15 protein-coding genes are annotated in these 20,512 nt (G+C 47.5%); 12 read left to right on the top strand and 3 right to left on the bottom strand.

What is annotated here, in order from left to right; genetic code table 11:
• Positions 1 to 143 precede the first annotated feature (143 nt).
• Positions 144 to 1,841: an acetolactate synthase AlsS gene (gene alsS / locus E0698_RS01980; protein WP_189338210.1), complete on the bottom strand. Its 1,698-nt coding sequence runs from the start codon at positions 1,839 to 1,841 to the stop codon at positions 144 to 146.
• Between the two features lie 614 nt (positions 1,842 to 2,455).
• Between alsS and uxaC the strand changes: the two genes are divergently transcribed.
• The 3 genes from uxaC to E0698_RS01965 all read left to right on the top strand — a co-directional run bounded on the left by uxaC (position 2,456) and on the right by E0698_RS01965 (position 6,514).
• Positions 2,456 to 3,880, top strand: a complete 1,425-nt coding sequence (uxaC, locus tag E0698_RS01975; protein WP_134909931.1) for a glucuronate isomerase — start codon at positions 2,456 to 2,458, stop codon at positions 3,878 to 3,880.
• A gap of 148 nt (positions 3,881 to 4,028) precedes the next feature.
• Entirely contained in the window at positions 4,029 to 5,429 is a 1,401-nt protein-coding gene (locus E0698_RS01970) for an MFS transporter (protein WP_192510454.1), read from the top strand.
• An 86-nt stretch (positions 5,430 to 5,515) separates the two neighbouring features.
• Entirely contained in the window at positions 5,516 to 6,514 is a 999-nt protein-coding gene (locus E0698_RS01965; RefSeq protein WP_192510453.1) for a LacI family DNA-binding transcriptional regulator, read from the top strand.
• A 107-nt stretch (positions 6,515 to 6,621) separates the two neighbouring features.
• Here E0698_RS01965 and poxB read toward each other — a convergent pair whose 3' ends face one another.
• Positions 6,622 to 8,346, bottom strand: coding sequence for a ubiquinone-dependent pyruvate dehydrogenase (gene poxB, locus E0698_RS01960; RefSeq protein WP_192510452.1), 1,725 nt, complete (start codon positions 8,344 to 8,346; stop codon positions 6,622 to 6,624).
• 272 nt (positions 8,347 to 8,618) lie between these two features.
• Between poxB and E0698_RS01955 the strand changes: the two genes are divergently transcribed.
• The 3 genes from E0698_RS01955 (at position 8,619) to E0698_RS01945 (ending at position 12,752) form a co-directional block, all read left to right on the top strand.
• Positions 8,619 to 10,112 carry a tagaturonate reductase gene (locus E0698_RS01955; protein ID WP_192510451.1) on the top strand — a complete coding sequence of 498 codons (1,494 nt, stop codon included), beginning with the start codon at positions 8,619 to 8,621 and terminating at the stop codon, positions 10,110 to 10,112.
• A gap of 17 nt (positions 10,113 to 10,129) precedes the next feature.
• Positions 10,130 to 11,629, top strand: coding sequence for a UxaA family hydrolase (locus E0698_RS01950; protein WP_192510450.1), 1,500 nt, complete (start codon positions 10,130 to 10,132; stop codon positions 11,627 to 11,629).
• A 265-nt stretch (positions 11,630 to 11,894) separates the two neighbouring features.
• Positions 11,895 to 12,752 carry a DNA-binding protein gene (locus E0698_RS01945; protein ID WP_134909919.1) on the top strand — a complete coding sequence of 286 codons (858 nt, stop codon included), beginning with the start codon at positions 11,895 to 11,897 and terminating at the stop codon, positions 12,750 to 12,752.
• Positions 12,753 to 12,948: 196 nt separating this feature from the next.
• Here E0698_RS01945 and E0698_RS01940 read toward each other — a convergent pair whose 3' ends face one another.
• Entirely contained in the window at positions 12,949 to 13,839 is an 891-nt protein-coding gene (locus E0698_RS01940) for a hypothetical protein (RefSeq protein WP_192510449.1), read from the bottom strand.
• A 259-nt stretch (positions 13,840 to 14,098) separates the two neighbouring features.
• On the opposite strand from E0698_RS01940, the gene E0698_RS01935 reads away from it, so the two are divergent.
• The 6 genes from E0698_RS01935 to E0698_RS01915 are packed head-to-tail and all read left to right on the top strand — an operon-like array spanning position 14,099 to position 20,472.
• Positions 14,099 to 15,058, top strand: coding sequence for an ABC transporter permease (locus E0698_RS01935; protein ID WP_192510448.1), 960 nt, complete (start codon positions 14,099 to 14,101; stop codon positions 15,056 to 15,058).
• Positions 15,059 to 15,072: 14 nt separating this feature from the next.
• Positions 15,073 to 15,960 carry a carbohydrate ABC transporter permease gene (locus E0698_RS01930; protein ID WP_192510447.1) on the top strand — a complete coding sequence of 296 codons (888 nt, stop codon included), beginning with the start codon at positions 15,073 to 15,075 and terminating at the stop codon, positions 15,958 to 15,960.
• A 26-nt stretch (positions 15,961 to 15,986) separates the two neighbouring features.
• The gene (locus E0698_RS01925) at positions 15,987 to 17,633 is read left to right on the top strand and encodes an extracellular solute-binding protein (RefSeq protein ID WP_192510446.1); all 1,647 of its coding nucleotides are present in this window, start codon (positions 15,987 to 15,989) and stop codon (positions 17,631 to 17,633) included.
• A 33-nt stretch (positions 17,634 to 17,666) separates the two neighbouring features.
• The gene (locus E0698_RS26555; RefSeq protein ID WP_238353834.1) at positions 17,667 to 18,305 is read left to right on the top strand and encodes a hypothetical protein; all 639 of its coding nucleotides are present in this window, start codon (positions 17,667 to 17,669) and stop codon (positions 18,303 to 18,305) included.
• Positions 18,306 to 18,341: 36 nt separating this feature from the next.
• A complete protein-coding gene (locus E0698_RS01920) occupies positions 18,342 to 19,673 on the top strand; it encodes a sensor histidine kinase (RefSeq protein WP_337916051.1) in 1,332 nt (443 codons plus the stop codon).
• The gene (locus E0698_RS01915) at positions 19,645 to 20,472 is read left to right on the top strand and encodes a response regulator transcription factor (protein ID WP_192510445.1); all 828 of its coding nucleotides are present in this window, start codon (positions 19,645 to 19,647) and stop codon (positions 20,470 to 20,472) included. Before E0698_RS01920 ends, E0698_RS01915 begins: the two co-directional genes overlap by 29 nt.
• The last annotated feature ends 40 nt before the right edge of the window (positions 20,473 to 20,512 follow it).

Here is a 20,512-nt window from a genome sequence, read left to right as displayed (position 1 = left end):
TGATTGGATACATTTATTTTCTTTCTTTTTCAATAATAAACGTAAAATTTCAGTAAATAACATGGATAACCCAAAAAACTCATAAAAAAAACGTTAAACTCCATTCATTGTCACGAAGCCGTCACGATTGGGCAACTGTGAAGTCAATTTAACTGATTGGGCAGCAGTTTACGTCCCAACTGGATATTATCCTGATAATCAATCGGAATATCGACGACCACGGGGCCATCGGTATGTAGTGCCTGTTGCAATACGCTTTCCAGTTCTTCAGGGGAATACACGCGCAATCCGGTTGCCCCGAAGCTTTCGGCATATTTCACGACATCCACATCTCCGAATTCTACGCCGGACGTTCTGCCGTATTTAATCTGTTGTTGAAAAGCGACCATGTCGTAGGTACCGTCTCTCCATACAATATGCACAAGTGGGGAATTGAGACGTACGGCAGTTTCAAGCTCCATGGATGAGAAAAGAAATCCTCCGTCGCCAGAAATGGAAACGACTTTTTGACCGGGATTGACTAGTGTGGCAGCAATGCCCCAGGGAAGAGCTACACCGAGCGTCTGCATTCCGTTACTGAACAGAAGGCGACGCGGCTCATAGGAGCGGAAATACCGGGCCATCCAAATGTAGTGTGAACCCACATCGCAGGTGACCGTGACGTTATCATCAATCAGGCTGCGCAGCGTACGAATGAATTGTAATGGATGAATCAGATAGTTGTGCTTGCGAACAGGAACGGCGGCTTGCTCGTTCAGCTCGTGACGAAGACGATTCAATTGGGCGCATGAGGCTTCAGACAGCTTTACTGTAGGCAATTCTTCTGCGAGACTGCGCACGATCAGGGCTATATTGCCGATCAATTCGTAATCCGGTTGATAATCATGGTCAATATCCGCCTGATGATCATCGAGATGAATGAGGGTCCGGTTTGCAGGAATGTTCCAGTTTTTCGGATCGTATTCAATGGGGTCATAGCCAATAGTCAGCACCAGATCAGCGGCTCCAAGGAGCATGTCACCCGGCTGATTGTGGAACAGACCGACTCGGCCAAAATAATGATCCTCCAATTCGCGGGAAATGGCTCCGGCAGCCTGGAAAGTTTCGACGACAGGCAAATCCGTGTTCTGAATGAGTGCGCGAATAGATGCTGTAGCTTCGGGAGTGCTCGCTTTCATACCAAGCAAAAGAACAGGCAGCTTGGCTTGGCTGATTTGGTCTGCTACTTGTTTTATAAGTCCGGCTGGTGCAGTTCCAAGCTGTGGAAGGGACAGCTTCTCAATGGCGGTCACTTCGGATGACGAAGTCAACACGTCCTGAGGTAGACTGACGAAGGTTGCTCCAGGCTGTGCTGAGGTCGCAATCCGAAATGCGTTGGTAATGGCTTCTGGTATACTATCGGGATGCTCTACTTCCACACTGTATTTGGTGATAGGCTCGAATAACCCGGCGTTATCCATGGATTGGTGAGTGCGTTTCAAACGCTCGGATCTTGGAACTGCGCCAGCGAGAGCGACGACAGGATCACTTTCCGCATTAGCGGTGACAAGTCCTGTAGCCAAATTCGACGCACCGGGACCGGAGGTGACGAGACATACGCCCGGTTTACCAGTTAGGCGACCGACGGCGGCTGCCATAAAAGCGGCATTTTGCTCGTGACGGCATAGGATCAGTTCCGGGCCGCGCTCTTGAAGGACATCGAAAACCGAGTCAATCTTGGCACCTGGAATACCAAAAATATGCGTTACACCTTGCTTAATCAAGCAATCAACAACGAGGTCAGCTCCTTTCGTACCGGTTTTAGCATGGATAGTTTGCACTTTTGTGCTCAACGCGATCACCTCTTCTTTGGATATGATTATGAAATACTTTCAATGTAAAACATTGGTTGTATATGACAATTATAATACAATAACTGGTACTTTCAAGAGCAAAATTTTCTGAAAAAGAGCAAAAATATATAAAAACGTTTTCAAAGCGCGGTTTAAGAGGGAAAATAAAAGTGCGGAGATTTGGGAATAAAGAATTTTCAAACAACGCTCCATGCCCAAAAATAAGTGAGGGTCATTTTAATGAAAATGACAAGATGAAGGGGAAGAGGGAGTGTAAGTTGAAACGTTTCATATAGTCTGAAATAAAGCTGGACGAAGAAAACAGATCTGCAGAGGTTGTGGCAGGTCTGTTTTTTTGTTCCTCCACATGATAAAAATCACTTTCCTCTGCAAAGGATAGCGGTTACAATGTAATTGTTGTTAACGTAAACATTAAATTTAAGGAGAAGTAATCAAGGGTGATTCGACATGCAGGTATCGTATTATAGCGGTATCATTTGATATAAGTAGGTAACCTGCTATACGTTATAGAATGCTATTACTGAATAGCAGCAAGATCGAATTCTTTTTTGTTCACGTTAACAATTATTCAGAAACATGATTATAGAAGGGACGAATAAGCCATGACCAAAGCATTTTTAGACGACAATTTTTTGTTGAGCAATCCAACCGCTGAAACTTTGTATCATCAGTATGCCAAGGATTTACCGATTATCGACTATCATTGTCATTTAAGTCCACAGGAAATTTACGAAAATAAAACGTTCAAAAACATTACAGAAGCATGGCTGTACGGAGATCATTACAAGTGGAGACTCATGCGGGCCAATGGAGTTGAGGAACGCCTGATTACCGGAGATGCGGAAGACTATGACAAATTTTTGGCTTGGGCCAAAACCGTACCTACACTGATTGGCAACCCGCTGTATCATTGGACGCATTTGGAGCTTCAGCGCTTTTTTGGTGTCCATGAGCTGCTGAACGAACAGAATGCGCCTGTAATTTGGGAAAAGGTGAACCAAAAGCTGCAAGGAAAGGGCTTTGGGGCACGTGATCTGATTGTGAATTCAAAGGTAACCGTTGTGTGCACTACCGATGATCCGACGGACCATCTCGAATATCATAAGCAAATTAGCAAGCTGACGGATTTTCCAGTGGCTGTACTGCCAAGCTTCCGCCCGGACAAAGCACTGGAAATTAACCGTGAAACATTCCAGCCTTGGGTGGCTCGATTGGGTGAAGTGAGCGGACTGGATGTTTCCGGTCTGGAAGGATTTTTGAACGCGCTGGCGAGCCGGGTTCGTCACTTCCATGCTGCTGGAGGGCGGGTGTCCGATCATGCACTGGATACTGTCGTTTATGAAGAAACAACACGTGAGGAAGCGGCAGCGATATACAACAAGGCGCTGGAGGAAGGCCATGTGACTCCATTAGAAGAGGCGAAATACAAATCGTACGTCCTGGTATTCCTTGGGAAACAGTATGCAGAGCATGGCTGGGCTATGCAGTACCATATTCACGCACTGCGTAACAATAACACAGCCATGTTCCGCAGCTTGGGACCGGATACAGGCTATGATGCAGTGAATGACGGCTCCATCGCTCGTCCGCTGGCAGCATTGCTGGACGCACAGGAGCTGGCAGGAGGTCTGCCGCGAACAATTTTGTATTCGCTCAACTCAGTTGATTATCCGGTGCTGGCAAGTCTTGCAGGCGGCTTCCAGTCCGGCGGAACACCAGGAAAAATCCAGTTTGGTACCGCTTGGTGGTATAACGACCATATCGAAGGCATGCTGGAGCAATTGAAGCTGCTCGCAAACTACGGTGTGCTGTCTCGCTTCATTGGTATGCTAACGGATTCCCGCAGCTTCCTGTCCTACACACGGCACGAATATTTCCGGCGGATACTTTGTGATCTGATCGGAACGTGGGTACAGGAGGGCAAGGCACCTGAGGATCTGGAGCTGCTCGGAGAAATGGTACAAAACATTAGCTACAATAATGCGAAGCAATATTTTAATTTCCCGACGGTTGTTCACAGCAAGTGATGATGTACAAGAGGAACTTGTAAATTCACATTTCAATAGATGCCCTTGCCGGGAGGCAATTCAAGCTCCGGGTAAGGGGGATTGAAAACAGAATACGTATCAAACAAGAATGTGAAAATAATTACAAAGATAGAGGAGTGAGCAGGCTATGGGAGTGCCTATCGTTCAGGAGAGCATCCAAACTGACAACAAGACAGGTGAGCATATCAGCCTGAAAGAAAAGATTTCTTACGGTATGGGTGACTTTGGAAACGGCTTTATGTTTGATTTGGGGCAGTTGTACCTGTTGAAATTCTTTACGGATGTAGCAGGTGTTTCAGCGGGAGCAGCCGCAGGCATTTTTCTGGTCAGCAAGCTGTTTGCTGCCATTTGTGATCCTATTGTCGGGTCCTTTGTGGATTATCGCAAACATATCGGTCCGCGTGGGAAATTCAGACCCTTTCTCATTGTTGGAAGCGTTATCCTTGCTATTCTTACGGTTCTTACCTTTATTTCACCGAATATTTCGCCCACAGGCAAACTCATTTACGCCTATGCGTCTTATATGATTTGGGGTGTTGGATATTCTATTGTAAACATTCCATACGGCTCGCTGGGTGCCGCTATTACGCAGGATACTATTCAACGGGCATCACTATCATCCTTCCGTCAGGCAGGCTCACTGGGCGCATTATTCGTAACCAGTGTCATCGTTATGCCGCTTATTTTGCTGTTTCCCAACCATCATGTGGGATATCCTGTAGTGATGGGAATCATGTCACTCATTGGTGTGATCGCTTTCATGGTATGCTATCGGGGAACGAAGGAGCGTATTGTCAGTCAGTCGGGACCGAAGGAAAAACTTTCTTTTGGCGTGATCGTGAATACCTTTACGACCAATAAGCCTCTGCTGGTACTCGTGTTGATGACGATTTTCACCATATCCGCGTACAATATCAAGTCCGCGTTACTGATCTATTTTGCCGAATATAATTTGGGACATGTAGAATTAATGGCTTATATGAATTTTATTATAATCGGTTCATCGTTGCTGGGTGTATTGTTCCTGCCCAAGCTAGTGCGGCGCTTCGGTAAACGAAAAACAGCCATGCTTGGGATGGTGGTCAGTGTCATTGCCGACTCCATGAACTTCTTTATGCCTTCGAATGTATATATTTTCACCATTCTGGCCAGTATTTCGTTCATTGGTATTAGTATTCCTAACGGGGTTACCTGGGCCTTTGTCTCCGATATCATTGACTACGGCGAATGGTCATCCGGGGAGCGGAAGGAAGGGATTACCTACTCGCTGTTTAACTTTTCACGCAAATTGGCTCAATCCTTGTCCGGCTTTCTGTCCGGTATCGGGCTGGCGTTTATCGGATATGTCCCGAATGTAGTTCAAACCTCTGGAACGCTGCTCGGAATCAAGGCGCTGCTGTGTCTCTATCCGGCTGTTGCCCTGCTCATTGCCATGCTGGTAATCGGTAAAATGTATAAGTTGACAGACAGCAGACACGCAGAAATGGTTCAAGAGCTACAGCGTCGGCATGCTGATAACCGCGTATAATTTGTGAAAGTCTTCTTTTCCGGGCGGCTCTTGTGGTATGGTGGGTATATAATTTTTTAGAGCCTCAGTAAAGAAAGGATACGTATATGGCAGCTACCATTAAAGACATTGCCAAATTGGCGAATGTTTCCCATACGACCGTCTCCCGGGCGCTCAACAACAGCCCGCTGATCAAAGAAGATACTAAACGCAAAATTATGGAGCTGGCGGAGCAACTCAATTACATTCCGAATTTTAACGCCAAAAGCCTTGTTCTCCAGCGCTCGCATACAATTGGCCTGTTTTTCACCAGTATTTCGGAAGGCACTAGCTCCAGCTTTTTTGCGGATACTATCCGCGGGGTTAATCATGTCATCGGGGTGGATTACAATCTGTTTGTGCGAGGGATTGACGATTACGCCGATTTTTCGGCCATTCACCGCAAGCGTTTTGACGGCATTATCCTGATGAGTCAGAGCGAGGCAGACAACCCGTTTATTTATCATGTGCTCGGTCAGGGTATTCCGCTTGTGGTACTGAATCGACAGGTGTCCGGGGCAGGTATAGTGAATGTCATTTCCAACGATAAGGAAGGGTCTTACGCGGCCGTTTCCTTTCTCATTGAAAGCGGACATGAACGCATCGCGATCATTGAAGGGGTAGAAGGCTTTAAGTCCACCCAGCAACGGCGCGAAGGTTTTATGAATGCGCTGATTGACAGCGGCAAGCCGATTCGGCACGAATACATCGTGCATGGTCATTATGACACCGAAAGCGGAAGCCAGGCGATGAAGCAGTTGCTTTCCCTGGAGGAACCGCCGACGGCGGTGTTTTGTTCTAACGATGACATGGCTATCGGGGCGATAAACGCGGTATTCGAGCACGGGTTAAAAGTACCGGACGATATCTCTGTCATTGGCTTTGACGATATCGGCTTTTCGATGTATACGACCCCGCCGTTAACGACGGTCAAAAGACCGATTGAGCAGATTAGCGCGCGTGGAGCCGCATGTATTTTGGAACGAATCCAGTCACCGTCAAACGAGGGCGAGCTCATATTTATGGAAACCGCGCTCATGAAGCGGAAATCGACGGCAGACAGGTAGCGTTAAGCTTAATTTTATTGGAAAAAGGCAGGCCAAAAAGGGCAGGTTCAGTGCATGACGCGCTGTTCCTGCCCTTTGGTATTCAAATCTGCGAGTGCGGCGGATTTCTATCTTAAAAGATTGGTTTTCGCCAGTTCAATAATTTCGTCACCGCGCCCGTTCAGCACAGCTTTCATCATCCACAGCGTAAAACCTTCAGCCTGTTTGAGATTAATCTTGGGTGGCATGGATAGCTCCTGACGGTTTACCACCACATCCACCACCACAGGACCATCGTGAGCCAATGCCTGTTGAATCGCGTCCTCCAGCATCGCCGGATCTTCGACTCGAATTCCCTTGAGACCCATAGCTTCCGCCACTGCGCCAAAATCAGGATTCACCAGCGCGGTGCCGTTTTCCAGAAAACCGGCTGCTTTCATTTCCAGCTCAACAAAACCGAGGGCGCCGTTATTGAAAACAATGACTTTTACAGGTAACTGATGCTGTTTCAGGGTGAGGAGATCGCCCATCAGCATCGTCAATCCGCCATCGCCAGAGAGAGCAATCACTTGTCGGTCAGGCTCAGTGGCTTGTGCCCCAATCGCTTGCGGCAATGCACTTGCCATCGTTCCGTGATTGAAGGAGCCGATCAGTCGGCGCTGGCCGTTCATTTGTAAATAACGTGCTGCCCACACGGTAGGCGTACCCACATCACAGGTGAAAATGGCATTTTCATGTGCGGCATCACTGACGACCTTGGTGAGATATTGCGGATGGATCGGTGTATGACCGGGTTTACCAACCGCCAGTTCATCCAGTTCCTGACGAACCTTGGTATAGTGGGAGACGGTTTTTTCCAAATGCTTGGTATCATGTTTTGTTGTTAAAAGAGGAAGCAGCATTTCGAGTGTTGCTTTTACATCCCCGCACAGCCCATACGTTAAAGGAGTGCGTCTGCCAAGGTGGGCAGGCTCTATATCCACTTGTAGCACAACTGCATTTTCGGGATAAAACTGTCTGTAAGGAAAGTCTGTTCCGAGCATAAGCAGGACGTCACAATCCATCATCGCATGGTATCCGGAAGAATATCCGATCAGACCTGTCAAGCCTGCATAATAAGAATTGTTATACTCCAGATATTCCTTGCCCCGAAGGGCAGCAACCATAGGGGATTTCAGCTTGTCGCACAGTTGCATGAGCAATTCGTGGGATTTAGCACAGCCGGAGCCGCATAACAAAGTGATTCGTTTACCTTCATTCAGGTACTCGGCCAGCCGGGAAATTTCCGAAGCTGACGGATGCACCACGGGTGCAGTTGGATGGTAGACATGTTCGGGAATAGGCGCCTTTTCCGCTGCTAAAGCTGCCACATCCCCAGGAAGAACAATGACGGAAACACCTGAACGTGAAACGGCCTGTTGTATAGCCATCGTAACGGTTCTTGGAATTTGTCGTGGAGTCGTAATGACTTCACAGAAGTGGCTGCATTCCCCGAAAAGATGCTCGGGATGCGTAGCCTGGAAATATTCGCTTCCAATTTCGTCGCTTGGAATATGGGCCGCAATAGCGAGTACTGGTACCCGATTGCGATGACAATCATATAATCCGTTAATAAGATGTAGATTTCCGGGACCACTGCTGCCAGCGCACACTGCAATGCTGCCAGTAAGATCAGCATCTGCCCCGGCCGCAAAGGCAGCCACTTCTTCGTGCCGCACATGAATCCATTCAATTTGACCGTTGCTTCGAATGGAATCGACCATATTATTTAAAGAATCTCCAACGATACCATAAATTCGCTTGACCCCTGCATTGACTAAAACTTCTACAATAGTATCTGCGATTGTCTTCATAGATGTTCCTCCTGCCTAGTAAGTAATATTATCCTACCCGTGCTATCTTGCATCTATTCTAATTAGCCTTAACCGTCTTGGTTCAGGTGCGAAACAGCGGGAAGATAATCATAGATCCGCGAAAGGTTGCATAGTTTATATGTTAACGTGTTCATATTATTGTCATTAATAATTTATAAAACCAAAAATATTGAGAAAACTATTTTGTTAACGTGTGCATTGTGATAAAATGTTGTTGAAATCATTAAGGTAATAATGGGAGGTTACTCCGGATGAAACAAGTAGATGAATTGGACCAATTAAACAGAAAAAGCTTTATCGTGACAGAACCGTATCCTGAAAGAGTGCTGCAATTCGGGGAAGGGAATTTCCTGCGTGCTTTTGTAGATTGGCAATTTGACAAAATGAATAAGCTGGCCGATTGGAATACGGGTGTTGTCATTGTACAGCCGCAGGCAGGAGGTCTCGTAGAGAAGCTTAATGAGCAGGATGGCCTGTACACGGTTATTCTCGAAGGGATGAAAGATGGGCAGGCCGTGAAGGAGCACACCGTTGTGGAATGCGTCACCCGCGGGCTTAACCCGTACGGCTCAGATTGGTCAGAATATGAGGCGTTGTCCCAAAAACCGGAGCTGCGCTTTGTCGTATCGAACACAACGGAGGCAGGAATCGCTTACGGACCGGAGGATCGGCTGGAAGATCGCCCGCAAAATAGCTTTCCAGGTAAGCTGGCTGCTTTGCTGTATAAGCGCTTTCAATTTTTCAATGGAGATCCAGGCAAGGGCCTGGTTATCATCCCATGCGAGCTGATCGACCGCAATGGAGATGCGCTCAAGGAAATTGTGTTGAAATATGCAGATCAGTGGAAACTTGGGGCTGAGTTTACAGCTTGGCTGGAGGAAGCGAATACGTTCTGCAACAGCCTTGTGGATCGGATTGTGCCGGGTTATCCCAAAGACCGGATCACAGAGATTCAAGCAGAGCTGGGTTACAAGGACAGCCTGGTCGTTGTCGGTGAACAGTATCACCTGTGGGTCATCGAAGGACCACAATGGCTCAAAAAAGAATTACCTGCTCATCTGGCTGGACTGAACGTACTGATCGTCGACGATATGGCCCCATACCGTACACGCAAGGTACGCATTTTGAACGGGGCTCATACAGCGCTTACGCCTGTCGCTTATTTATATGGTTTGGATACGGTAGGGCAGGCGGTCGAGCATGATGTCGTGGGTGCTTTTATCCAGTCACTCATTCGAGAAGAAGTTATTCCAACGCTGGATTCGCCAGCAACGGAATTGAATGTATACGCCGATGATGTTGTTGAACGGTTTCATAATCCGTATGTGAGTCATTATGTCATGAGCATTGCACTCAATTCGGTATCCAAGTTCAAGACACGTAATTTGCCTTCCCTGCTTCAATATGTGGAGCAGCATAAGGCATTACCTGCCAAAACGGTATTTTCGCTGGCGTCTTTATTCGTATTTTACCGTGGAAAGAGAGACGGCGAGCCGATTGTTTTGGCAGACGAAGCGGAAGTGTTGACCGCGTTTGGCGAGCTGTGGAGCGGATATGACGGAACACTTGCCGGAGCGAAGCAATTAACGGCGCAGATACTGGGCAAGCAGACCTGGTGGGGGCAAGACCTGAACCAGATTGCAGGATTGGCTGAACAGACGGCACAGTATGTGTATGAGATTACAAGCAGGGGAATGAAGGAGACGCTGGACTCTCTAACCGGGAACAGCGTGCCCAGAGCATAAGCAAGGAGGAGACTGGAATGCTGGAATTCATTCAAATTCATGATCAAGATAACGTGGCTGTCGCTTTGCGTGATTACAAGCAGGGCGAGACGCTGGCGTGGGGAGCGCAAGCAGAACAGCGCGTGGAGCTGGCTGAGGATGTGGCGCGTGGGCACAAAATTGCGTTGCAGGACATTCCTGAAGGCGGGAACGTGCTGAAATACGGATATCCGATCGGTCATGCCATTCAGCCCATTCAGGCAGGGCAGCATGTGCATACGCATAATACGAAGACGAATCTGACGGGCGTAGAGGAGTACACTTATAAGCCTAAACCAGCGCCTCATTTATATGAACAGGAGAGTCGTACGTTTCAGGGTTATCGACGAAAGGACGGCCGCGTTGGGATTCGCAATGAGTTGTGGATTGTACCAACGGTCGGTTGTGTGAACGGGATTGCCGAACTTATTTTAAATCGTTTCAAGCAGGAAGCGGGCGATATTTCGCCTTTTGAAAATGCACTTGTGCTCAAGCATAACTACGGCTGTTCCCAGCTGGGAGACGATCATGCACATACCCGCACGATTTTGATTGATGCAGTCAAGCATTCCAATGCGGGTGGCGTGCTGGTTCTTGGCTTAGGTTGCGAGAACAATGAAATGAAGGAGTTTAAGGAAGCCATCGGGGAATATGACCCGGAACGGGTGAAGTTTTTACTTTCCCAGGAAGTATCGGATGAAGTGGAGGAAGGGGTACGACTGCTTCATGAAATTTATGCAGCAGTACAGGAAGATCGGCGAGAGCCTGTACCTTTATCTGAGCTGAATATCGGATTGAAATGCGGCGGCTCTGACGGCCTATCCGGTATTACCGCCAACCCGCTGCTCGGTCGGCTGTCGGATTATATGGCCGCGCAGGGCGGAACGACGGTACTGACTGAGGTACCGGAAATGTTCGGTGCGGAGACGATTCTTATGGAACGTGCGGCAGACGAGGAAGTATTCGGCAAAATCGTGCATCTGATTAACGATTTCAAGCAATATTTTCTGGATTACAAGCAGCCGGTATACGAAAATCCGTCGCCGGGCAACAAAGCAGGAGGCATCACGACACTGGAAGATAAATCGTTGGGCTGTACGCAAAAGTCCGGCTCTTCTACGGTCACCGATGTCATTCAGTACGGGGAGCGTCTCAAAACCAAGGGACTCAACCTGCTCAGCGCACCGGGGAACGATCTGGTTGCTTCTTCGGCGCTTGCAGCAGCGGGCTGCCAGCTCGTTATTTTCACAACTGGACGCGGTACGCCTTTCGGTTCCTTCGTTCCGACGATGAAGGTTTCGACCAACTCGCCGCTGTATAAGGCCAAACCCCATTGGATCGACTACAACGCCGGTTCACTGGTGGAGGATGTTAGTATGGAGGATGCGCTCCGCAGCTTTGTGGATTACATTGTCGATGTAGCCAGTGGAACCTGGGTGAACAACGAGAAGAACAATTTCAGAGAGCTGGCTATTTTTAAAAATGGTGTTACGTTGTAAAGGATTACAACGAATGGGGAGGCGGAAGGATTCCGCTTCCTTTTTTGGGTTGGCGTGACCTGCTTCGGCATAATGCATAATTGGAATTTATTATCATAAAAAGCTTGCGGCATATTTGATTTTATGATATAACTTAATTAAGTAATAATTACGTAATTAAGTTATATCATCATTAAATCATATCATGAACGGTATTCAGTTCATTCTTTTGTTTGGCGAACTTCTATTTGGTGAATATGAAAAGTCGGACAAGGAGGTGGGGAGGGTGGATGATCTTGTTCACTCCGACATCACAGATTTAGACACACTTGTTAACATGATTAAGCTGTCATTTTCGTTTAACGACGGAGCCAATATGATTGCTTTATGTGATCATCTGTACGACCGTGCCAGCCAGAAGTATCAGGAGTTACAGTTCTACAAAGCGCACAAGAAATCCGTACAACCCATACATACCAAACGTCCACTAGTATATTACTATGGATACAGTCATCTGATGAAAGGAATGGCCTTCCAGAAACAGGGCAAATATGATGAAGCCCGAGATTGCATTGAAAAGTATGCGGAATTGGGCTGGTTTAATGGTCTTGATCCTCACGGGGAAGCGGAAGTCGAGTATTATCGCCATGCCGCCAAAGCCAATCTGTACGCCCTTGATATTTTGTCAGGCCGTTTTGAAGTGTTGCAGGAATACGTTCAATTTCTTCAGGACAATCCGGAAGAACTGTTACCCGGGCTTCTTTCCATCGTGGAGGGGGCATCCAGGCACGACTATCCTTTAGAGGCTGTGCTTGAACCCTTTGCTGAACAAATTGACGATTTCAAATATCTCGAAGAGCCTGTGAATGTGTCTTATTATTTTCGCTTTTGCTATCAATTGTCTCTCTACTACATCAAGCAGCAGCGGTTTACGGTTGCGCTGAACTATATTCTGCAATCCCTCATGCTATCAGATACCCTGGGTATGGAACATGAGCATGAGTTCAGGAAGTGTACCGCGATATTTGAGATTTTCAGATCCCAAGCTACGGCAACACAGCAAGACCAATATATAACTATTTTAAAAGGAGTGTTAAAGGATGAAAAAATTGATTTCACAGCCTCTGTCGCTCAGTCTGTTTAGCTTGCTGGTGTTTGTTACAAGTCATGACCTCATTTCCGTGTTTTATCATGGAGCAAATCATTAATTGGACAGAAGTAAGTAGAAAAGAAGCTCTCCGACAACTAGATAAATGATGTAAAAGTATGCTAAATCATGCCAAATAGCAAGCAAGCTCATTAGGAACCGGGCTTGCTTGCTATTTGGTGTTTCATGAATACTAAGCCGTAGTAGGCTTATGCAGAACACCCTGATCTGATGGATGCAATGAAATTTTCAACTGCTGGTAGGTCGGGAATGTTTCTTTCATTTGGTATGGACTGCTCTTTAAGGCCCCATCCAATGCTTGTAGCAAGGAGTTGACGAATTGCTCTGGAGAAAAGAAAATACTTTGTCCGACCATATGAACGTGAAGCTCGTTATGGTCACGGTTGCTCACTGACAAAAGCAATCCACGACCCTGGAAACCAGTGCCGATCGCTCGTACCTTGTTTATGCCCGAAAGCAGCATTTCCGTTTTCAACGCACGACCCTGTTCCTCTATAAACACGGAAATCAGGCGTTTATCTGTCACGATAATAATTTGGTTCCCCCGAAACGTATGGGTAAGATGCACAAAATCTTTATACACTCCAATTGCCTGCTCATCGGGAGAGATGATCCCCAAACGCACAAACTCTACTAACTCGGCAGCATCAGGCTCCTGATGATTTTTAATCCGTTTCTTGATACTAAATTGAATAGTGAGGATACACAAAATAGTTATGACAAAAGAAGTCAGTCGGGCATGAAACACGAAAAACATCAGGGCGATAGAAATGCCTACTACCCATTGTGCCCAGGTGAGATAACGCAGCTTTTGTTGAACCGTAAGGCGATAGTACCAGTGGCCCTTTCCTGGCTGATATTCCGAAGTAAACCGGGTCATACCGCGCAACAGCCTTAAAGCATAAGCGGATAAAACCGTTATTCCCAGGGAAAGAATCGTCAAAAGCCATTCTTGAGCCGCAACGCCGACTAAAGTACACAGGCCAAACAAAATGATTCCCGCCCAGCAGGCTACCTTTTTAATCCGTATCTGTTTTTGAATCGAACGAACCAATTCTTCCATTCTTCTTAATCCTCCTGATCTAGATGTATAGGTAATGATTGGAATAATATATAGGCATATCGTACCACTGGATAGTCTTCTTCGTAAATCAATAGATTGTAAAAAATTCGCAACAGGCCAAAAATATTCTGCGACTCGGAATGCTGCTACCTGAACTTTAGACACCAAAATCAAAAAAATCGGTACTTCTCATGAACAGCAGATGCCTCTAAAATAAGAAATGTAAGTGCTTACATTACAGAGAAGGGAGGTCTGTCGTATGAGTACAGAATGGAGGCCGCGACAACAGTCGCCGAGCCAACCCGGAAAAGGGAGAGCACTGGCTCGTAAATGGGTGCAACAAAGACATTTGCAGACCATGGCGCTGTTAGGTGTGGTATGGATGATTATTTTTCATTACATTCCGATGTACGGCATTCTAATTGCCTTCAAGCATTTTGACATCATTGGCACCATATCAAGCGCACACTGGGCGGGATTGGAGCATTTTCGGGCCTTTCTGGAGGATGATAACTTTTGGTATGTTGTCAAAAATACGCTGGGCATCAGTCTGCTCAAGCTGGCAATCGGGTTCCCGTTGCCCATTTTATTTGCTTTGTTCCTGAATGAAATCCGGTCTACCCGGTTTAAAAAGTCCATTCAGACCATTTCGTATCTTCCTCATTTTTTATCATGGGTTATTCTTGGCGGGATCTTAACGACGTGGCTGGCAGATACCGGGATGATCAATCATCTGTTGCTGGGTTGGGGCTGGATCGACCAGCCGATCAGTTATTTGGCGGAGCCGAGTTACTTTTGGGCCATTGTCGTCAGCTCGGATATCTGGAAGGAGCTTGGATGGTCAGCCATTATTTATTTGGCAGCCATGGCGGGTGTATCGACGGATATGTATGAAGCGGCGACCATTGACGGAGCTGGACGGTTTCAGAAAATGTGGTACGTCACGCTTCCTGCGATCAAGGGCACGATATCCATTTTGTTTATTTTGGCGGTCAGCGGGATATTGAACTCTAACTTTGACCAGATTCTCGTATTACGTAACTCACTGAATGAAAGCGCAAGTAATGTTGTGGATATTTATGTATATCAGGTGGGCATACAGCAGGGGCGCTTCTCATACTCGACCGCAGTGGGGTTGCTGAAATCGGTTCTTGCTCTTATTTTGCTGCTGATCGCCAATTCGGTCACCAAGCGGATTAATAATACATCCCTATTCTGAAGGAGGACGGCTGCATGCAGCTATTGCAACGCAAAACGACAGGCGAAGCGATATTCGATGTCGTGAACAGCGTCTTCATGCTGATCATTTGTTTTGTAACGTTGTATCCGGTGTGGTACGTGCTGGTGAACTCCTTTAACGAAGGAGCAGACGCCATGCGGGGCGGTATTTACTGGTGGCCGAGAGTATTTAGTCTGGGCAGCTATCAGGCCGTGTTTGCGAACAACGGTATTATGACTGCAATGGGGGTGACCATCGCCAAGACGGTAATCGGCACGATTGTACATGTGTTTTTTACCGCCATGATTGCATATGCATATTCCCGTAGGGAGCTGATTGGGCGCAAGCTGTATATGCTGATCGGTACGATAACCCTGTTTTTTGGCGGGGGATTGATTCCGACGTATTTGCTGATACGTGATCTCGGGCTGTTGGACAGCTTTTGGGTGTATATTATTCCGGCGATGTTCAGCTTTTTTGATCTTATAATTTTTATGGCTTTTTTCCGGGAGCTGCCGGATGCATTGGAGGAAGCGGCGAAAATAGACGGGGCGAACGATTTCAGTATCTTTTGCCGGATTGTGCTTCCCGTATCCATGCCCGTGGTAGCGACGATTGCGCTTTTTCATGGGGTGTACCAGTGGAACGATTATTTTACCGGAATGATCTATATCAATAATACGGACCTTCAACCGATTCAGACGTATTTGTACCGGGTTGTTGCTCAATCCAGCTCTAATCAGATGATGTCTGCTGCACCGGGGATTGTTGCCCAGTCCGTCACTTCGCAGTCGATCAAGCTGGCGACGATGGTCGTGACGACACTACCGATTGTACTGGTATATCCTTTTCTGCAAAAATATTTCGTCAAGGGTCTGATGATCGGCTCGATCAAAGGATAGCACATCATCCAAGGGGGAGATTTATGATGAACATTCGCAAATGGCAGAAGGGGCTGCTGGCTGCCGTTCTGCTGGCGGGTTCGCTTGCGGCATGTACGTCCGGAGGAGGCGGAGCTGTCACGGAATTGAAGGACGAGAAGACAAAGGCTACGGCAGATGCGCCGGGATGGAGGGCGGATACCGAGCCGATTACGTTTGACTGGTATTTGAACTTTTCCTGGTTCCCGAACAAGTGGGGCACGGATGAGACCTCGAAGTATGTTACGCAGAAAACCGGGGTCAGCGTCAATTTTATCGTACCTGCAGGGAATGAAAATGAGAAGCTTAATACCATGCTGGCCTCGGGCAAGCTGCCTGATTTTGTGACACTCGGTTGGGGAGAGGATGCAGTCAAAAAAATGATCGAGGGCAAAATGGTGCTTCCACTCAACAAGCTGGCTGAGAAATACGATCCGTATTTGATTAAAATGGCTGACCCGGCGAAAATGTCCTGGTATCAGCAACCGGACGGAAATGTATACGGCTATCCCAACGCTTCCTCTTCACCGCAGGATTATCAAAAATACGGGCAAAATTTTGTTTCTAACCAGACGTTTATGGTGCGGAAGGACATGTATGAGGCGATTGGTAAGCCGGATATGAGAACACCGGAAGGATTTTTGAAAGCGCTTCAAAAAGCGAAAGAGAAATTTCCTGATGTGAACGGTCAGCCGCTGATCCCGATAGGGTTTCACGAATTTACGGACAACGGGAATTACTCTTTTGAAGACTATTTACTCAATTTTCTAGCCATTCCTCATGAAAAGGACGGAAAGCTGTACGACCGCCGTTCAGACGAAGAATATATTCGGTGGCTCAAAACCTTCCGTCAAGCGAATGAGCAGGGGCTGATCGCCAAGGATGTATTTATCGACAAGCGTCCGCAAATGGAGGAAAAGGTAGCACAGGGACGGTATTTTGCCATGCTGTATCAGCGCTCCGACTTTGCTGGACAACAGGCTACATTGTATGCGAAGGACCCGAACTCCGTCTATATCGCGGTCGATGGGCCCTCGAACAGCAAGCTGGATCCGCCTGCGCTGGCTGGACCGGGTATTTCTGGCTGGACGGTAACGCTCATTTCCAAGGATGTCAAAGACAAGGAGCGGGCTATTGAATTCCTGACCTATCTGATTAGCGAGGAAGGGAACCGTGACCTGTACCTCGGGGAGCAGGGGAAGCTGTGGGATACGGTTAACGGTAAGCCAGCCTTCAAGCCGGAGGTGCTGGAGCAGATGAACAAGGACCGCGCTGCTTTTGATAAAAAATATGGTGCTGCCTTCACCTTCTGGATGCTGATGGACACGAATATGAATTTGCTGTGGGCACCGCCCAGTGTGGAGCCATACAAGCAGCCGGAGGATTGGACGAAGGGCAAGACGAAAGGCTTCTCCCAATACGACAACATCAAACCGACCGGAACATCGGCAGAAGGTATTGCGTCAGGGCGGATAGACCAAATCTGGGGCAAGGCATTGCCAAAGCTGCTGCTGGCTTCCTCGGATGAGGAATTCGACCAATTGTTTGCCCGCTTTTTGGAAGATCGCAGAAAAGCCGGATATGACAAGGTTATGGCCTATCAGCAAAAGGCCTATGAAGAAAACCTCAAGAAAATCGAAAAGTTCGACAAATGATCTGATTTATTGAACCGATAAGGATGTGATTTGATGCCAAGCCGTAGACGTTCACGAATAAAAAGACCGCTGCTCCGCGAAGTATGGCGGTGGCTGACGGATACGGCGGATCGGCTTGGTGGCTGCTCCCTTCAAGTCAAGCTCATTGTCGCATATATCGCCGTTATATTAATCCCGGTTGTATTATTCTCGCTATATACCTTTCACCAGCTATACGAGAACACCATGCAAGAGATTACCGCCCAAAATCAGTATGTGCTGGATACAGAGCTGGCCCATATTCACAGCAATATGGAAATTATGGAGCGAACCGCACAGCTTGCGATTTCAGATCGCAACGTACTCCGTTATTTGACTGAGGAACGTGAAATGAGCAGCGATGAGCTGGTGCAGTTCAACATGAACGTGTTTCCGAATTTGCAGCATTTGCTGTACAGCAATCCCAATGTGGCGAATATTCGGCTGTATACGAGCAATCCACACGTACGCGAAATATGGCCGATGATTTTCAACGAGTCACGATTGCCTGTGGCTTCCTGGCTGAAAATGGCTCAACATCAGCAAGGGAAAATCTGGTGGGAAATGTATCAGGGACCAAAAAGCTTGCTTCGAGGGCAAGCACGACAGGAAGGCGAAACGGTGCAGTATATGGCTTTGCTGCGTGAAATTTAGGCTGCAGGAAGTGCTGGAGAAAGACACACGGGCTTGGTGGAAACGAACATGAGGCTGGAGTTATTTTCGCCCAGAGTATTTGATACTCCGCAAGATAACCGTGCATCGTCACAAATGCTCATATGGGGCGGCAGCGATTCCAGCCCATGGAACAGCGGCAAGCCCATGTCTTTTAACGATATAGCAACAGCCTCCTCTCCATTCGATGCGATTCCCATACCTGAGTCCGATTTGCGCCATCTGTTTCAGTCCCGCGTTCAGGGACCGGGTGGTGCTTTTGATTTTACTTATGAAAATAAGCCTTATCTCGGTCTGTACCGTTCTATAGAAGGGCTGGACGCTTATCTGCTAAACGTGGTAGCGCTGGACGGTTCGCTGGGTGATCTCCGTCAGAAGCGCAATGCTATGCTGCTTATTATTTGTGTACTGATTTTGTTGATGTCACTTATTTCCTACACCTTGCACGCTTTTATCCTCAAACAGCTTCATACACTGCGGGAATCCATGAAGAAGGTACAGCAGGACGGAGACTTTCAGCTTCGGATTCCCGTGTATGGACAGGGAGAGGTGGCGGAGCTGGCCCTGTATTTCCGCAGTCTGCTGAGTCAGATTAACGGGCTTATTGCCGAGGCAGTACACAAGCAGGCTGCTGCTCAGGAGGCTGAATTGCAAGCACTCAAGCATCAAATTGATTCCCATTTTCTTTATAATACGCTAGAAAATTTAAAAATGATGGCAGAGCTGGAGCGTCAGTATCCGTTGTCGGATGCCTTGACCTCTCTTGGCTCGATGATGCGTTACAACCTTCAATGGTCCGGGCCATATGTTGCGCTGCGGGACGAAATCCGCCATATTCAGCATTATGTGGCTATTATGAACATTCGCCATGACAACCAAATTGGTCTGGAGGTTCATCTGCCGCCAGCGTATATGGAGCAGGAAGTGCTGAAAATGTCGCTACAGCCTGTGGTGGAAAATGCCATCAAGCACGGCTGGAGTGCATTACACAATGAAATGGATGGATGGGAACAGCCTGAACGGACATTCAGCATTACCATAGAAGCCTGCATGATGCAGGAACGATTTGAGCTGCGCATTCGGGATAATGGAGCAGGGATACTTGAAGAGAGAAGACAAGACATTATGTCAGGTCTGGCACAAAAAGATATGGATTCTCGTGAGCCGGGAGTGAATAGAGGGATCGGTTTGCGCAATGTGCATCGTCGCCTGAGTATGCATTATGGCGTCGGGTACGGCATCCGACTGGACAGCATCCTTGGACAATCTACGACAGTGACCCTGATTTTGCCCAGACGTCACATGATGAGAGGGGTGGACAATGGCGACCAGACTATTGATTGCGGATGACGAAAAGAACATTCGAATGGGCCTTCAGTCCATGATTGAACGGGAATTTTCCGGCTTATATGAATGTGCACTAGTCAAGGACGGAAGAGAGGCTTGGCAGCATGTACAGCACTATTCACCTGAGCTGGTCATTACGGATATCCGTATGCCTGTCATGGATGGCATTATGCTGATGCAGCATATCCGCGAGCTGGAGCCGGGACGCAGGCCTATGGTGATCATTCTCAGTGGATATGACGAGTTCCAGTATGCAAGAGAAGCGATTCGCTGCGGAGCACGGGAGTATTTGCTCAAGCCGATTGTCAGGGAGGAGCTGTTCGGTGCGCTGGCAACCTTGAACGAGGAATTGGAGCAGCACGCAGGTCAGGACAGACTGGAACAGAGGAACCCTATCATAAACGATAATATTGTCGGAGTGGAGAAGGATAGACGGACCGGAAGCATGGATAGTGTTAGTGTCATCGCCGATACAAGCGGTAGTATGTCGCGAGCTATCCAATACATCCATGCTCATTACAGCGAGGATTTGAATATGGCGGTAGTATCCAATTCGGTATCGTTGAATTACACGTATTTTAGTCAGGCGTTCAAAGCCTATACAGGCATGAGCTTTGTTCAATATGTAAAAAAATTTCGCATTGCAGAGGCCAAAAAACTGCTGGGGTGTCAAGGCGACAAGATTTATGAAATTGCGGCTGCCGTAGGCTTTGACAATGCAAAGCATTTTAACAAGGTGTTTCGTGAGCTGGAGGGGATGACCCCGCAGCAGTTTCGAGTGAAGAATCAAAGGGGTAATTAGACATAAGGAGGCAGAAAACTTCACTGCCTTTTTACCCTTA

Origin of the sequence: Paenibacillus sp. 23TSA30-6, from assembly GCF_014858585.1 — a bacterium.
GTDB lineage: Bacteria > Bacillota > Bacilli > Paenibacillales > Paenibacillaceae > Paenibacillus.
The sequence above is the reverse complement of the archived record's forward strand: the minus strand, read 5'-3'. Positions and strand labels throughout refer to the sequence as shown.

Excerpts from the sequence above, each read along its gene's own strand:
- E0698_RS01965 (WP_192510453.1), top strand. The coding sequence starts at position 5,516 with ATGGCAGCTACCATTAAAGACATTGCCAAATTGGCGAATGTTTCCCAT.
- uxaC (WP_134909931.1), top strand. The coding sequence starts at position 2,456 with ATGACCAAAGCATTTTTAGACGACAATTTTTTGTTGAGCAATCCAACC.
- E0698_RS01925 (WP_192510446.1), top strand. The coding sequence starts at position 15,987 with ATGAACATTCGCAAATGGCAGAAGGGGCTGCTGGCTGCCGTTCTGCTG.
- E0698_RS01955 (WP_192510451.1), top strand. The coding sequence starts at position 8,619 with ATGAAACAAGTAGATGAATTGGACCAATTAAACAGAAAAAGCTTTATC.
- poxB (WP_192510452.1), bottom strand. The coding sequence starts at position 8,346 with ATGAAGACAATCGCAGATACTATTGTAGAAGTTTTAGTCAATGCAGGG.
- E0698_RS01935 (WP_192510448.1), top strand. The coding sequence starts at position 14,099 with ATGAGTACAGAATGGAGGCCGCGACAACAGTCGCCGAGCCAACCCGGA.
- E0698_RS01940 (WP_192510449.1), bottom strand. The coding sequence starts at position 13,839 with ATGGAAGAATTGGTTCGTTCGATTCAAAAACAGATACGGATTAAAAAG.
- E0698_RS01970 (WP_192510454.1), top strand. The coding sequence starts at position 4,029 with ATGGGAGTGCCTATCGTTCAGGAGAGCATCCAAACTGACAACAAGACA.
- E0698_RS26555 (WP_238353834.1), top strand. The coding sequence starts at position 17,667 with ATGCCAAGCCGTAGACGTTCACGAATAAAAAGACCGCTGCTCCGCGAA.
- E0698_RS01930 (WP_192510447.1), top strand. The coding sequence starts at position 15,073 with ATGCAGCTATTGCAACGCAAAACGACAGGCGAAGCGATATTCGATGTC.
- E0698_RS01915 (WP_192510445.1), top strand. The coding sequence starts at position 19,645 with ATGGCGACCAGACTATTGATTGCGGATGACGAAAAGAACATTCGAATG.
- E0698_RS01950 (WP_192510450.1), top strand. The coding sequence starts at position 10,130 with ATGCTGGAATTCATTCAAATTCATGATCAAGATAACGTGGCTGTCGCT.